At 70.6% G+C, this 12,921-nt stretch carries 14 protein-coding genes; 10 read left to right on the top strand and 4 right to left on the bottom strand.

Translation table 11 applies throughout. The annotated features are described in order from the left end of the window. The first annotated feature begins 1 nt into the window (after position 1). From BCF44_RS26915 to BCF44_RS26905, 3 genes are read left to right on the top strand one after another with little or no spacing between them, the layout of a single operon-like run. The gene (locus tag BCF44_RS26915) at positions 2-454 is read left to right on the top strand and encodes an SRPBCC family protein (protein ID WP_116177170.1); all 453 of its coding nucleotides are present in this window, start codon (positions 2-4) and stop codon (positions 452-454) included. Next, positions 451-897 carry an anthrone oxygenase family protein gene (locus BCF44_RS26910; protein WP_116177169.1) on the top strand — a complete coding sequence of 149 codons (447 nt, stop codon included), beginning with the start codon at positions 451-453 and terminating at the stop codon, positions 895-897. The genes BCF44_RS26915 and BCF44_RS26910 overlap by 4 nt, the downstream gene beginning before the upstream one ends. Before the next feature lie 34 nt (positions 898-931). Then, a complete protein-coding gene (locus BCF44_RS26905) occupies positions 932-1,909 on the top strand; it encodes a MerR family transcriptional regulator (RefSeq protein WP_116177325.1) in 978 nt (325 codons plus the stop codon). Here BCF44_RS26905 and BCF44_RS26900 read toward each other — a convergent pair. Then, positions 1,906-2,526, bottom strand: coding sequence for a dTDP-4-dehydrorhamnose 3,5-epimerase family protein (locus tag BCF44_RS26900; protein ID WP_116177168.1), 621 nt, complete (start codon positions 2,524-2,526; stop codon positions 1,906-1,908). The genes BCF44_RS26905 and BCF44_RS26900 overlap by 4 nt on opposite strands. Further along, the gene (locus BCF44_RS26895) at positions 2,523-5,522 is read right to left on the bottom strand and encodes an AMP-binding protein (protein ID WP_116177167.1); all 3,000 of its coding nucleotides are present in this window, start codon (positions 5,520-5,522) and stop codon (positions 2,523-2,525) included. The genes BCF44_RS26900 and BCF44_RS26895 overlap by 4 nt, the downstream gene beginning before the upstream one ends. A 134-nt stretch (positions 5,523-5,656) precedes the next feature. On the opposite strand from BCF44_RS26895, the gene BCF44_RS26890 reads away from it, so the two are divergent. The 5 genes from BCF44_RS26890 to BCF44_RS26870 are packed head-to-tail and all read left to right on the top strand — an operon-like array spanning position 5,657 to position 9,290. Then, positions 5,657-6,400, top strand: a complete 744-nt coding sequence (locus tag BCF44_RS26890; RefSeq protein ID WP_116177166.1) for an SDR family NAD(P)-dependent oxidoreductase — start codon at positions 5,657-5,659, stop codon at positions 6,398-6,400. 2 nt (positions 6,401-6,402) lie between these two features. Continuing rightward, positions 6,403-6,717, top strand: a complete 315-nt coding sequence (locus BCF44_RS26885) for an antibiotic biosynthesis monooxygenase family protein (protein ID WP_116177165.1) — start codon at positions 6,403-6,405, stop codon at positions 6,715-6,717. Next, on the top strand, positions 6,714-7,013 hold the full coding sequence (locus BCF44_RS26880) for an antibiotic biosynthesis monooxygenase family protein (protein ID WP_116177164.1): 300 nt from the start codon (positions 6,714-6,716) through the stop codon (positions 7,011-7,013). Before BCF44_RS26885 ends, BCF44_RS26880 begins: the two co-directional genes overlap by 4 nt. Before the next feature lie 4 nt (positions 7,014-7,017). After that, complete coding sequence (locus BCF44_RS26875) at positions 7,018-8,214, top strand: nucleotide disphospho-sugar-binding domain-containing protein (protein ID WP_116177163.1); 1,197 nt, start codon at positions 7,018-7,020, stop codon at positions 8,212-8,214. Next, positions 8,187-9,290: a class I SAM-dependent methyltransferase gene (locus tag BCF44_RS26870; protein ID WP_116177162.1), complete on the top strand. Its 1,104-nt coding sequence runs from the start codon at positions 8,187-8,189 to the stop codon at positions 9,288-9,290. Before BCF44_RS26875 ends, BCF44_RS26870 begins: the two co-directional genes overlap by 28 nt. Before the next feature lie 35 nt (positions 9,291-9,325). Here BCF44_RS26870 and BCF44_RS26865 read toward each other — a convergent pair whose 3' ends face one another. Together BCF44_RS26865 and BCF44_RS55680 are read right to left on the bottom strand one after the other, a co-directional pair. After that, a complete protein-coding gene (locus BCF44_RS26865) occupies positions 9,326-10,468 on the bottom strand; it encodes a nucleotide disphospho-sugar-binding domain-containing protein (RefSeq protein WP_116177161.1) in 1,143 nt (380 codons plus the stop codon). A gap of 40 nt (positions 10,469-10,508) precedes the next feature. After that, positions 10,509-10,673 (bottom strand): hypothetical protein, encoded by a 165-nt coding sequence (locus tag BCF44_RS55680; protein WP_170217768.1) that lies wholly within the window; start codon positions 10,671-10,673, stop codon positions 10,509-10,511. Positions 10,674-10,857: 184 nt separating this feature from the next. Between BCF44_RS55680 and BCF44_RS26860 the strand changes: the two genes are divergently transcribed. Next, positions 10,858-11,757: a glycosyltransferase family 2 protein gene (locus BCF44_RS26860; RefSeq protein ID WP_170217767.1), complete on the top strand. Its 900-nt coding sequence runs from the start codon at positions 10,858-10,860 to the stop codon at positions 11,755-11,757. Further along, complete coding sequence (locus BCF44_RS26855; protein WP_116177159.1) at positions 11,754-12,911, top strand: cytochrome P450; 1,158 nt, start codon at positions 11,754-11,756, stop codon at positions 12,909-12,911. The genes BCF44_RS26860 and BCF44_RS26855 overlap by 4 nt, the downstream gene beginning before the upstream one ends. The last annotated feature ends 10 nt before the right edge of the window (positions 12,912-12,921 follow it).

Here is a 12,921-nt window from a genome sequence, read left to right as displayed (position 1 = left end):
CGTGGCCGGGCACACCGACAACACCGTCGTCATCGCCGCGCCGCTGGCCGTGGTGTGGGAGAAGACGAACGACATCGACTCGTGGCCGACGCTGTTCAGCGAGTACGCCAAGGCCGAGGTGATCGAGCACCGCGGCGACGCCGTCCGGTTCCGGCTGACCATGCACCCGGACGCCAACGGCGTGTCGTGGAGCTGGGTCTCCGACCGCACGCCCGATCCGGCGCGGCACGTCGTGCACTCGCACCGGGTCGAGCCGGGCAACTTCACGTACATGATGATCCACTGGGCCTATCGCGAGGTGGACGGCGGCACCGAGATGCGGTGGGTGCAGGACTTCGAGATGAAGCCGACCGCGCCGATCACGTCCGAGGCGATGGCCGAGCGGATGAACGCCAACACGAAGGTGCAGATGGCGCGGATCAAGGAGCAGATCGAGGCTGGTGTGGCGGGATGACCGCGGCGCTGGTCGCGGTGGTGCTGGTGGCCAACGGGCTCGCCGCCGGGGTGCTCATGGGCACCGTGCTCGGTGGCGTCCCGCTGCTGCTGGCGCTGCCTCCGTCCCGATACGTGCACGCGCACGCCTTCTTCGCCACCCGGTACGACCCGTTCATGCCGGCCTGTCTGTTGCTGACGGTGCTCGGCGACGTGGTGCTGACCTTCGTCACCGGCGGCGTGGTCACCGCGCTGGCGGCGGCGTTCGCGCTGGTCACGGTGATCATCTCGCTGACCCGGAACGTGCCGATCAACAAGTGGGTGCGGTCCCTGGACCCGGACGACCTGCCCGGAGACTTCGACGACCCGCGCACCAGGTGGAAGCGGTCCAACGACGCCCGCACCGCCTGCGCGGTGGCCGCCCTGCTGTGCAACGTCGTCGCCGTGGCGACGATGATCGCTTGACTCTCAACCCGCTTGAGACCGCATAGTGGCCGGTGTGAACGAGCTCTATCCCATCGGGGACGTGGCCCGCCGCACCGGCCTCAGCGTGAGCGCCATCAGGTTCTACGCGGACGCCGGCGTCGTCACGCCGACCGAGCACACCGACGGCGGTTTCCGCCGCTACGACGTCCACGCCATCGCCCGGCTGGAGGTCGTGCGCACGCTGCGCGAGCTCGGCGCCGGCCTGGACGACATCCGGGACGTGCTGTCGTCGAAGAAGACACTCGCCGAACTCGCCGCCGCCCATCTCGAACTCGTCGAGCAGCAGCTGCGGCAGTTCGGCGCGCGGCGGGCCGTGCTCCGGACCATCGTCCGTCAACACACCACAACAGAACAGGTGAGCCTCATGCACAAGCTCGTGTCGATGTCCGACGACGACCGGGACCGGCTCATCACCGAGTTCTGGGATTTCGTCACCGAGGGCCTGGACATCGATCCCGGCTATGTCGAGCGGCTGCGCAACCAGCGGCCGCACCTTCCCGACGAGCCGTCCACCGAGCAGCTCGAGGCGTGGATCGAGCTCGCCGACCTGGTGCGGGACGAGGACTTCCGGACCGCGATGCGGGACTACTACCACCGCGCCTTCAACAACGAGAAGGGCCGTCTGATGGCCACGCCGGAGATGGTGGCGCGGGCCGAGCGGCAGCGGACCCTCTACCTGGAGGCACGGGCGGCGCAGCAGGCCGGCGTGCCCGCGGACTCCCCGCAGGCGCGGGACATCGCCGAACGCACGGCCGCCGCCCGGGCCGAGATGATCGCCGCCATGACCGGGGAGCACGACGTCGAGAAGATGCGACGCAGCATGGTCGACTACGACCCGAGCAAGATGGTGGAGGTGCGGGCCAAGATGACCGGGCTGCCGCTGTCGGTCAGGTACCTCACCCTGGTGGCGACGATCAACGGCACACCCAGGCCGGATCCGGAGAAGGCGGCGGCCGTCCAGAAGTGGATGGCCGCCGCCCTGCGGCGTTAGACCGTCGCTTGGAGACGGCCGACGGTCCGGTACACCTCCAGGCAGTCCTCGTACCGCGGCATCCGTCCCGAATCCCGCACCGACGCGAACGACGGCGCCGTGCTGTCCCGTTCCGACAGGATCGGCTCGGCGCCGCCGAGCATCCCGCGCCAGTCGATGCCGAGGTCGGGGTCGAGCGGGTGCACGCCGAACTCGTTGCCCGCGTCGTACGTCGCCGAGCACAGGTAGAACGCGGTGGTCTGGTCCTCCAGAGAGGCGATGCCGTGGCCGACGCCCTCGGGCAGGTAGACGATCCGGTAGTGCTCGGTGTCCAACCGGACCGTGTCGTGCCGGCCGAAGGTGGGGGAGCCGGGGCGGGTGTCGACGATGACGTCGATCATCGTGCCGGCCAGGCAGCACACGTACTTCGCCTGCCCGACCAGGCCGGTGAAGTGTACGCCCCGCACCACGTTCTTGTGATTGACGGTGGAATTGACCTGGGCCACCGGCAGGCGCCGGCCGAGCGCCTCCTCCCACCACTCCTGGCGCAGGATCTCGAAGAACGCGCCGCGGTGGTCGGGCAGCACGGTCGGGGTGAACTCGAGTGCGCCGGCGACCGCCAGCTCGCGAACCTTCATCGCAACTCCAATCGGATCCGGTCGATCTCGGCGTGCCAGCGGGCCACCAACCGGGCAGCCAGCTCGTCGGACACCACGTCGGTGCGGTAGCGGAAGGTCCCGGTGCGGCGGCACGGCCACAGCTCCATCGTCATGGCGACGGTGGAGCGGTCCTCGTCCAGCAGCAGCCGCTCCACCCGCATGCCGGGCAGCCCGCGCTCGGACAACCCCGCGTCCTGCACGGAGAACCGCGCCTGGCTGAAGCCCAGCCAGCCCGTCAGCGGCGAGCGCAGCTTCCGGAACAGGTCCTCCTGCGACACCGTCGGCCGGGACAGCGCCGTCCCGAGCTGGTCGGCGGCCGCGCTCACCAGACGATCTACGGCGGTGAAGCCGAAAAGCTGGCTCTCCGCGAAACAGCCGATCACGTCGTCGGCGTCGGCGGTACGTCGTCCCGCCACCGGCACCGCCAGAGCTGTCGCCGGCACGTCGAGTTCGGCCATCAGCGCGCCGGCGTAGGCGGCCATGAACACCGCGGTCGCGGTGGCGCCCACAGTTGCGGCGGCGGTCTCGGCGGCGTCGGTGAGCTCCGTGGGGAGCGGGATCTCCAGCTGCCGCGTCGCGCCGGCGGTGGACTTCGCGACCTTGGGCAGCGGCAACGGTTCGATGCCCCGGAGCCGGTTCGCCCAGTACGCGATCGCCTCTTGCTGCTCACCCGGCGACACGGAGGCGTCCTGTCGCCGGGCGGTCTCGATGAAACTGGTCGGGGGCGCCAGCGCACCCGAATTCTCGTACGCCACCGCGAGATCGGACAGGAACACCTGCACCGACCAGCCGTCGAAGCCGACGTGGTGGAAGGAGCAGGCGAGCAGGTGGTCGTCGTCGGCCAGGGGGATCAGCAGCGTGCGCGCCGGGATCTCGCGATCCAGGTGGAACCGCCGGGACAGAAATTCCCTGGCGGTGGCCATGGCCTTGTCGACATCCATTGTGGACGTGACGTCCAGCAGTGCCGACAGGTCCTCCGGCGGTGCGATGTCACACTGCGAGCGGCCGCGCTCGACCGGGAAGTAGGTGCGGAGCGCCTCGTGCCGGGCGACCACCGCGCGCACGGCGGCCTGGAGCCGGGCGCGGTTGAGCGGCCCGTGCAGGCGGAGCAGCAGCGGGGTGAGCGCCTCGGCGGAGCCGGGGGCGATCCGGTCGTGGAACCAGTGCTGAAGTTGTTGCCGCGCCGGCTTGATCGGCCCGGGCCAGGTCGACGCGGCGGTGGGATGCGTCGCCGTCGGCACCGGTGGGGCGGTCGCCAGCGCGTCCGCGACCGCCCGGGGCGTGCGCAGCCGAATCACGTCGGCCGGCGGCAGCTGCTTGCCGAGGCGTTTGGCCAGCCGGTTCACGAGCCGGATCGCCGTCATCGAGGTGGCGCCGATGTCGAACAGGTCCCGCTCCGGTGTGGGCGCGATGCCCAGCAGCGCAAGGGATTCCTCGATCACCGCCCGCAGCGGGCCATCTGCCTCGACCGTGGTGTCGCCGGTGCGGTCCCAGAAGTCCCGCAGCCGCTCGGCCAGTGCCCTCTGGTCCACCTTGCCGTTGTCCGTCAACGGAAGCTCGTCCATCCGGCGGACGATGTCCGGCACGAACGCCGCCGGCAGGGCGGCCCGCACCGCGGCACGGACGTCCGGCGCGTCGGCGAAGGCGGTGTAGCAGGCGGCAAGCCACTGCACGGTGGGTGAATCCGGCGGCAACGGCAGGACGGCCGCGGCGGTGACGCCCGGCAGCGCCTCGATCACCCGCTCCACCTCGGCCGGCTCGACCCGGTTTCCCCGGATCTTGATCTGCCGGTCGGCCCGGCCGACGAACACGAGTTCGCCGTCCACGACCCGGGCCAGATCGCCGGTCAGGTACACGCGTTCGCCGTCGACGACCCGGAACTTCTCGGCGGTGGCCGCCGGGTTGCCGACGTACTCCAGCGCCAGCCCGTCGCCGGCGGTCGCCAGTTGGCCGACCTCGCCGTCGGGCACGAGGTTCAGGTGCTCGTCGAGCAGGTAGACGGTGGTGTTGGCGACCGGCCTACCGATCGGCACGTCCGAACCGGCGGCGCGGGGACCGGGCTCGACGACATGCGCGGTGGCGGCGATCGCCGTCTCGACCGGACCGTACGCGTGCACCAGCCGCAGGTCGGGAAAGCGTTCCAGCGCGGACGACATGTGGATCGCCGACGCGCGTTCGCCGCCGGAGACGATGGTCCGGATCTTCGCCAGGCAGTCGAGGTCGTCCTCCACCACGCCGTTGAACAGCGCGGCCGGCGGCGCGAGCGTGTTCACGCCTCGATCGCACGCCATGCGGATGTCCTGTGCGGTGAGATGGGCACCCTCGAACAGCAGGCAAGCGCCGCCGGACATGAGCGGGAGCCACAGTTCCAGCGCGAAAACGTCCCAACTGGACGGTGCCGCCTGCAACGTCACGGTCTGCCGGTCGAAGGCGTGCGCCGGGTCGCCGACCATGCGGGTCAGCGCCTTGTGCGGCGCTACGGCCGCCTTGGGACGTCCCGAGCTCCCGGACGTCATGAACACGCAGCACGGATCATCGACGCTGCCACCTACCGCCGGCGGCTCGCCCGTCAGCGAGTCCACTGTGGCCACTCGGCACCCGGGATCGAATGCCGAATCCGTGACACACAAAGAGACGTCCGCCAACCGAACCACCTCGGCGGCGCGAGCCTGCGGCCACTCCAGCGGAATCCCGCTGTAGGCCGCACCGCAGCGCAGCACCGCCAGCATCGTCGCGACCATCGGCAATCCGCGCGGCAACCGAACGGCGACGGTGCCTCCGGGTCGCACGCCCGCAGCGGCCAGGCCACCGGCGATCGTCGCCGACGTGGCGGCCAGTTCGGCGTAGCTGACCTCGCCCGTGGCCGTCAGCAGCGCCGTCGCGGCGGGCCGGGCGGCGGCGTGCCCGAGCACCAGCGCCTCCACCCGTTGTCCGTCGGTGCAGGCCACCCGGGGCCCGGACAGTTTCGATGTCACGGCTGGATGGTCCGTGCCACGACTGGCAATCGGCTGGTCGCCCGGTGGAGCCCGGCCCGTCTACGTGTCGTCGATCGGACTGCGAGACGGGCTCGCCAGGCTGCGGTGCGGACAGCCCAACGCAAGGAGAGACGATGAGCCTGGGACTGGAAGGCAAGAACGTACTGGTGACCGGCGGCAGCCGGGGCATCGGCCGCGGGATCGTGCACGCGCTGGCCACCGCCGGCGCCAACGTCGCGGCCGTCTACCGCACCCGCAGCGAGGCCGTCGACCAGCTGGAGCGCGAGCTCAAGGAGATCGGCGGCAAGTCCACGCTGATCCAGGCCGACGTGTCGGACTCGGCCGCCGTGGAGCAGATGTTCGCCGAGTACGCCGAGTTCGCCGACACCGTCGACGTGCTGGTGAACAACGCCGGCACCATCTCGCACATCCCGTTCCAGGAGCTGACCGAGGCCGAGTGGCGGCGGGTGCTGGACACCAACCTCACCGCGCCGTTCCTGGTGTCGCAGCGGGCGATCCCGCTGATCCCGGCCGGCGGCTCGATCATCAACATCGGCTCCAAGCTGGCCCGCGTCGGCCTGCCGCTGCGCACGCACTACATCGCCAGCAAGGCCGGCATGGAGGGGCTCAACCGGTCGCTGGCCAAGGAGCTGGGCCCCAAGCAGATCCGGGTCAACCTGGTCGCGCCGGGCGTGATCGAGACCGAGGCCGTGACCGACCCGAAGGTGCTGGCCGCGATGCGCGAGAAGTACAGCAACCTCACGGCGCTGGGCCGCCTCGGCCAGACCGACGACGTCGCCGGCGTCGTGCTGTTCCTGGCCAGCGACCTGTCCAAGTACATGACCGGCGAGATCGTCACGGTGGACGGGGGCATCTGAGCATGACCACCACTTTCCGCGTGATGCTTCGGATCGAGACGCACCCGGGCGCTGGGCCGGACTTCGAGCGGGTGTGGCTGGAGGTCGGCACCTCGGTCACCGACCACCCGGCCAACCGCGGCCAGTGGCTCCAGCGCAGCACCGAGGAGGACGGCGTCTACTACATCATCAGTGACTGGACCGACGAGCCCGGCTTCCGCGAGTTCGAGCACAGCGACGGGCACGTGGCGCACCGGCAGAAGCTGCACCCCTACCGGTCCGGCGGCTCGATGGCGACCATGACCGTCGTGCACCACCTGCCGGCGGTGGCGGCGTGAACAAGGTGCGCGTGATCCTGTTTCTGAAGTCGCCGGAGGGCGGCGAGGTGCGTCAGGCCTACCACCAGATCAGCACCGAGCTGTCGGCCACGCCGGGCATGTTGGGCAACGAGCTGCTGCACTCGGTGCTGGAGGGCGATTCGTTCGCGGTGCTCAGCGAGTGGCAGGACATCGCCGCGTTCCAGGCGTGGGAGCAGGGGCCGTCGCACCAGAGCAAGACCTCGCCGCTGCGCCCGTATCAGGATCGCGGCAACGGCCGGCACTACGGCATCTACGAAGTCGTCGCGTCCTACTGAGGCGGTGGATCCGTTGCGGGTGCTGGTGACCGCGAACGCGGCCAGTTCGCACTACTACTGCATGGTGCCGTTCGCGTGGGCGCTGCGGGCCGCCGGGCATGAGGTCCGGGTCGCGGTGCCGCCGCGGCTGGCCGACGCCGTGCGGGAGAGCGGCTTGGTGGCGTGGCCGCTGGGGGAGGACCTCGACCTGGGGCCGATTCCCCGCAGCGGCGCGACCGCGGTCGCCGGCACCACCGGCGACGCCGCCCGGGCCCGGATGGCGCAGACCGGCGGCCGGTTCATCCAGCACGCCGGTGCCATGGCCGGTGAGTTGCTCGCGGCTTGTCGGCAGTGGCGGCCGGATCTGGTCGTGCACGAGCCGACCGCCGTGGCGGGGCCGCTGGTGGCCAGCGCCCTGGACGTGCCGTCGGTGTGTCACCGATGGGGCGTGGACGTCGGCCGGGCGGTGATCGAGGCGGCTGTGCCGGCATTGCGACAGCTGTATTTGGCATACAATATCAGATACAAGGGTGTGGACTCGGACTTCGTGGTGGACCCCTGCCCACCGTCGCTCCAGGACCCGTCGGTCCCGCCGGGCGAACATGTTCGTTACGTGAGCTACGGCGGTGGCGGCCGGGTGCCACCACGCATCCCGTTCGTGCCCGGGCGGCCCCGCGTGGTGCTGACGATGGGCACCATCGCCGGGGCTCTCGGCGGCATGGACGTGGTACGGGGCCTGATGGACGTGCTGCTCGGCATGGGGATGCAGGTCGTCATCGCGGTCCTCGCCGAGCAGCGTGCCGAGCTGGGGTACGTGCCCGAGGGCGCCGTCGCGCTGGCGTCGTACCCCTTGGAGGACCTGATCGCCGACGCCGACCTCGTCGCCCACCACGGCGGTGCCGGCACCACCATGACCTGTGTCGCCCATGGCGTGCCGCAGCTCGTCGTGCCGTACGTCGGCGACAGCTTCGTGACGGCCGCGCGAGTCGAGGCCGCCGGCGCGGGCCTGCGAGTGCCAATCCGCGACTGCTCACCCGAACGGATCGAGGCCGCGGTCCAGGACCTGTCGGCAAACACCGGCTACCGCGAGGCGGCCGACCGGCTGCGCCGGGAGATGCGGTCCGCGCCGACCGTCGCCGAGGTCGCGGAAAATGTGCCGAAGTGGGTGTCGAGCTATCGAGAAGGGGAACGGACGTGGACAACGAGTGCCTGCGCAGGCTGATCGTCGCCGCCGGCGGCGGAGTGGCCGACGCGGAGATCGCCGTCAAGGAGATCGGGCCGGATGCCGTCGTGCCCGTGCTGCTGCGGGAGCTGCTGGAGCGGGCCGACTTCGGCGGCGTCGACACCACCGCCACCGTCCTGTTCGAGCTGGACGACCAGTGCTGGACGATCACCGCCGCCGGCTTCGCCCCCGGGCGCACCGACTGCGAGGTCACCGTCCGGCAGGAGCTGTGGGATCTGCTGCGGGGCGTCTTCGGGCCGGCCGCTGCCCGTACGAACTGCACGCGCAGCATCCGCTGGCCCGACAGCCCCGCGGTGGGCCGTGACTCCGCCGGCCGCTTCGGTCAGGTCGCGCACTTCCTGCACCGCCTGCTGGCCGGCAGCACCGCCGCGCCCGTCGACCTGACCGAGCTGATCCTGCGCTTCGGCTCCGACAAGTGGGGCTTCCACCACTACACCGGCCACTACGCCCGGTTCTTCGAGCCGCTGCGGGACCTGCCGTTGACCGTGCTGGAGCTCGGCATCGGCGGCTACGGCTCACCCACCTCCGGCGGCGGCTCGCTGAAGGCGTGGCAGCGTTACTTCCACCGGGGCCTGGTGTTCGGCGTCGACATCGTCGACAAGAGCCCGCTCGACGGCCAGCGCCGCACCACCCGTCGCGGCGACCAGAGCGACAAGGCGTTTCTGGACGCCCTCATCGCCGAGACCGGCGCCCCCGACATCGTCATCGATGACGGCAGCCACCGCTGCGACCACGTCATCGCCTCCTTCCAGCACCTCTTTCCTCGCCTGGCCCCCGGCGGCATCTACGTCGTCGAGGACACGCAGACCTCGTACTGGGAGTCCTTCGGCGGCAGCGCATCGCGACTGTCCGATGTGGATACCTCCATGGGGTATTTCAAGTCGCTGCTGGACGGCTTGAACCACAGCGAGTTCGACCCCGACGACTTCACGTCCACCGGCTTCGAGAAGCAGATCGCCGGCATGTCCTTCTTCCACAACCTGGTCTTCGTGCAGAAGGCCGTCAACGACGAGGGCAGCCTGCCGGGCTTCGTCGCCGGAAAACCCATCGCATAGCGAAAGGGGCCGCCCCCAGGGCGGCCCCTTTTCCGTCAGTACCTCTTTATCGCGTCGACCAATTCGCCGGCCACCGCTCGCGGCGACGGCCGGGCAGCGTTCTCCTCGGCCAACCCCCAAGCGGTCTTCCCATATCCGGGCTCGTTCAACAGAGCCGTCACGGACTCGCGAAGCAGCTCCACGTCCCGCTGCTCATCCGGATCCTCGATGCTGATGCCGGCGCCGATCCGGTGCAGCGCGTCGGCGTGGTCGTAGCCGTCGATCAGCTGCGGCAGCACCAGATGCGACTTGCCCGCCACCACAGTGGACATCGTGCTACCCGAACCACCGTGGTGGATAACGAGATCACAGGTGTCGGCGTACAGGCTCAGCGGCAGCGACGAGACCCGCACCTCGCCGGTGCCGAGCTGGTCCCGGTCCTCTTCCCGCATGGCGACGACGATCTCCACGTCCAGTCCGCGCAGCGCCTCGACGACCCGGTCCAGCAGGCTGGCGCCGGCGACCGCGACGGTCATCGTGCCCAGCGTGACCAACACCCGGGGCCGTGCCGGCCGGCGCAGAACCCAGTCCGGCACCACGGCAGCCCCGTTGTCCGGCACGTACCGCATCGGCATCCCCGGTGACACGCCGGCATCCTGTAGGCTCGGCGGGCACGGATCCACGATCCGGTACGGCAGCAGTTCCTCGACGGTCACGCCCAGCCGTGCGCACGTGTCCGCCAGACCCTCCGCCGCGCCACGGTCGTAGGCGTCGAACGTCTCGATGCCCCAACGGTGTCGGATGATCGGGACGCCCAGCGCGGCGGCCGCCAACCGGCCGGTGAGCTCCATCGGCTCGTGCACGACGGCGTCCGGCCGCCAGTCGCGGGCGAACTCCAGCAGGCCGTGCACGTACGCCGAGGCCCAGCGGGAGACGCCGCGGCCGATGCGGAAGTACTTGTCCTCGTCGACCCGGCCGCCGGTCCGGGCGCCGGGCTCGCGCCGGTCCCGGACCTGCCCGACGGGGTCGAGCGCCTCGCCGACCGGCCGCGCGGACAGGCCGGCGGCCTGCGGCCACTGGACCATGTTGGGCGGGCAGGTGACGACCACGTCGTGCCCGTCGGCCCGCAACGCCCAGGCCAGCGGCACCATCGGGCGCAGGTGGCCCGGCGAGATCAGCGTGGTGAACAGCAGTCGCATGCGCCCACTGTCCGGCCCGCCGGTCGAAGCCCGCTGGAACTCAGCGCTTCGAACCCTGGCGGGAGCGCAGCGTCAGGTGCACGGCGAAGAACAGGACCACGCCGACGATGGCCACCACGGGCAGCGCGTCCTTGGCCACCAGGTAGGTGATCAGCAGCGCGATCAGGTAGATGACGGTGGAGATGGTCTTGCCGACCGCGTTCATGGTTCCTCCTCGGAAGCTCCTTGTCGGCAACGACCCTAGGATCCGCGGCGGCCCGGCCGGCAGTGTCGAGCTTCCGGACCCCCGCATGACGGTTGTCATGTCCCAGTCGGCGTCCAGCGGCTTGCGAGAGGCGGCCAGCAGCATTTCGGCCACAAGTCCGGCGAGCAGAAAGGTCGATACCGCCATGACTCTCGGTGCCGTGGTCCCCGTCTACAACCGCCGGGCGAACCTGGAGATTCTCCTTGCCAGCCTGGAGAAACAGACCGACGACGATTTCGTGCTGGTGGTCGTGGACGACGGCTGCACGGACGGCACGGACCAGCTGCTGGAGCAGGCGGCGTCGTCGCCGTTCTGGCAGGACCGGCTGCGCGTGGTGAAGGCCGGCCCGCACCAGGGCATCCGGATCGGACGGGCGCGCAACATCGGCGCCGCCAACCTGCCCGCCGGCGTGACCTCGATGGTGATGCTGGACAGCGACCTGGTGCTCCAGCCCGAGGCCTTCGCCATGATCAGCGAGCTGACCCGCAGCCACCCGGACTCGGTGCTGCTCGGGCCGGTGCACTGGCTGCCGCGGCTGGAGCACGACGAGGTGCGCGCCGAGGTCGACGCCGGCCGGATCGCGGAGCTGCGTGACTCGGCGCTGATCCTGGACAGCGAGGCCCCGGTGCCGATGCCCGACCAGGACGAGGGCACGCTGGTCGGCCCGGAGATCCGGTTCAGCCTGTTCGGCGGCGTCGCGCCGGTCGACCCGGAGGAGCCGGTCGCGGTCCGCCCGTACTGGGTGATCCCGCCGAACTCGGTGTGGCCCGTGGGCACGTTCTGGCAGCTCGGCGGCTTCGACGAGGAGCTGCACGGCTACGGCGAGCACGACTTCGCGCTGGGCGTGCGGATGGAGCAGGCCGGCGTGTACGTGCTGGCCCGGCCCGAGCTGTGGGCGCTGCACCTGTGGCACCCCAAGGACACGACCTCGTCGAACCGCCAGCCGGTCGATCTCGCCGCGAAGGTCGAGGAGCACGGCATGGCCGCCCAGGTGTTCATGATGGTGCGCCGCGGCGAGTGGAACCTCGACGCCGTCACGTCATGACCGGCGTCCTCACGCAGCTGGCGGCCAATCCGTATCCGCTGTACGCCCAGCTGCGCAAGCTCCCGAATCCGGGCCCGAACCTGGTGTCGCACGCCGAGGTCCGGGAGGCCCTCAACCACCCGGACCTGGTGGTGGACAAGCTGAACGACCTGCGCCGCGTGCTGCCGGCCGAGCTGGCAGACGGCGCGCTCGCCCGGACGCTGCGGTCGATCCTGGCGTTCCAGGAGGGCGACGGGCATCGGCGGCTGCGCCGCGTGCTGGCGAAGCGACTGGTGGGCAAGCAGATCGACGGCCAGCGGGACACCATCGAGCGGTTCACCGCCGAGCTGCTCGACGAGGTCGGCGGCGAGGGCGATGTCGTTCGCGAACTCGCGTACCCCTTGCCGGCCAGAGTGATCTCGAACCTGCTCGGCATCGAGTGGTCCCATGTGGACAAGCTCCTGGCCTGGTCCGACACACTGGTGCGGATCATGTCGGCCGGCACGATCGAGCCGGCGACGGCCGTGGTGTGGGAACAGCAGATGGCGGACATGCGGGACCTGGTCTCCCAGCTGTGTTCGGACCGTCGGCGCGAGCCGCGGGACGACCTGATCAGCTCGCTGCTGGAGATGGGCGACGAGACGCTGAGCTTCGACGAGCTGGCGGCGAACGTGCTCTTCATGGTCACCGCCGGCCACGAGACGTCCACCGACCTGTTGGCCAGCGGGATCCTCACGCTGCTGCGGCATCCCTCGCAGCTCGCCGCGCTCCGCGCCGATCCGAGTCTGATCGACGGCGCGGTGGAAGAGGTGTTCCGGTACGAGAGCCCGCTGCAGAACGTGGGCCGCGTGCCGCGCGTGGACGTCACGATCGGCGGTCGCGTGCTGCGCGAGGGCCGGCTGGTGAACCTCCTGATCGGCGCGGCCAACCGCGACCCGGCGGTGTTCGAGGACCCGGACACCTTCGACATCACCAGGGATCCCAATCCGCACCTGGGTTTCGGCTTCGGCGCGCACTTCTGCCTCGGCGCCGGCCTGGCCCGGCTGGAGGCGCGCGTGGCGCTGCCGATGGTGCTGGCGCGGTTCCCCCGCCTGGAACTCGCCGAGCACGACGTGCCGTGGCGGTCCGCGCCCGGCTTCCGTGGCCCGGCCCGCGTTCCGGTGCGGTGGACATGAAGGGGGCATT

It is taken from the genome of Kutzneria buriramensis, from assembly GCF_003387475.1.
GTDB classification, from domain to species: Bacteria; Actinomycetota; Actinomycetes; order Mycobacteriales; family Pseudonocardiaceae; genus Kutzneria; species Kutzneria buriramensis.
This window is presented reverse-complemented; position numbering and strand designations above follow the sequence as displayed.

Excerpts from the sequence above, each read along its gene's own strand:
- BCF44_RS26865 (WP_116177161.1), bottom strand. The coding sequence starts at position 10,468 with ATGCGACTGCTGTTCACCACGCTGATCTCGCCGGGCCACCTGCGCCCG.
- BCF44_RS26900 (WP_116177168.1), bottom strand. The coding sequence starts at position 2,526 with ATGAAGGTTCGCGAGCTGGCGGTCGCCGGCGCACTCGAGTTCACCCCG.
- BCF44_RS26885 (WP_116177165.1), top strand. The coding sequence starts at position 6,403 with ATGACCACCACTTTCCGCGTGATGCTTCGGATCGAGACGCACCCGGGC.
- BCF44_RS26910 (WP_116177169.1), top strand. The coding sequence starts at position 451 with ATGACCGCGGCGCTGGTCGCGGTGGTGCTGGTGGCCAACGGGCTCGCC.
- BCF44_RS26860 (WP_170217767.1), top strand. The coding sequence starts at position 10,858 with ATGACTCTCGGTGCCGTGGTCCCCGTCTACAACCGCCGGGCGAACCTG.
- BCF44_RS55680 (WP_170217768.1), bottom strand. The coding sequence starts at position 10,673 with ATGAACGCGGTCGGCAAGACCATCTCCACCGTCATCTACCTGATCGCG.
- BCF44_RS26890 (WP_116177166.1), top strand. The coding sequence starts at position 5,657 with ATGAGCCTGGGACTGGAAGGCAAGAACGTACTGGTGACCGGCGGCAGC.
- BCF44_RS26855 (WP_116177159.1), top strand. The coding sequence starts at position 11,754 with ATGACCGGCGTCCTCACGCAGCTGGCGGCCAATCCGTATCCGCTGTAC.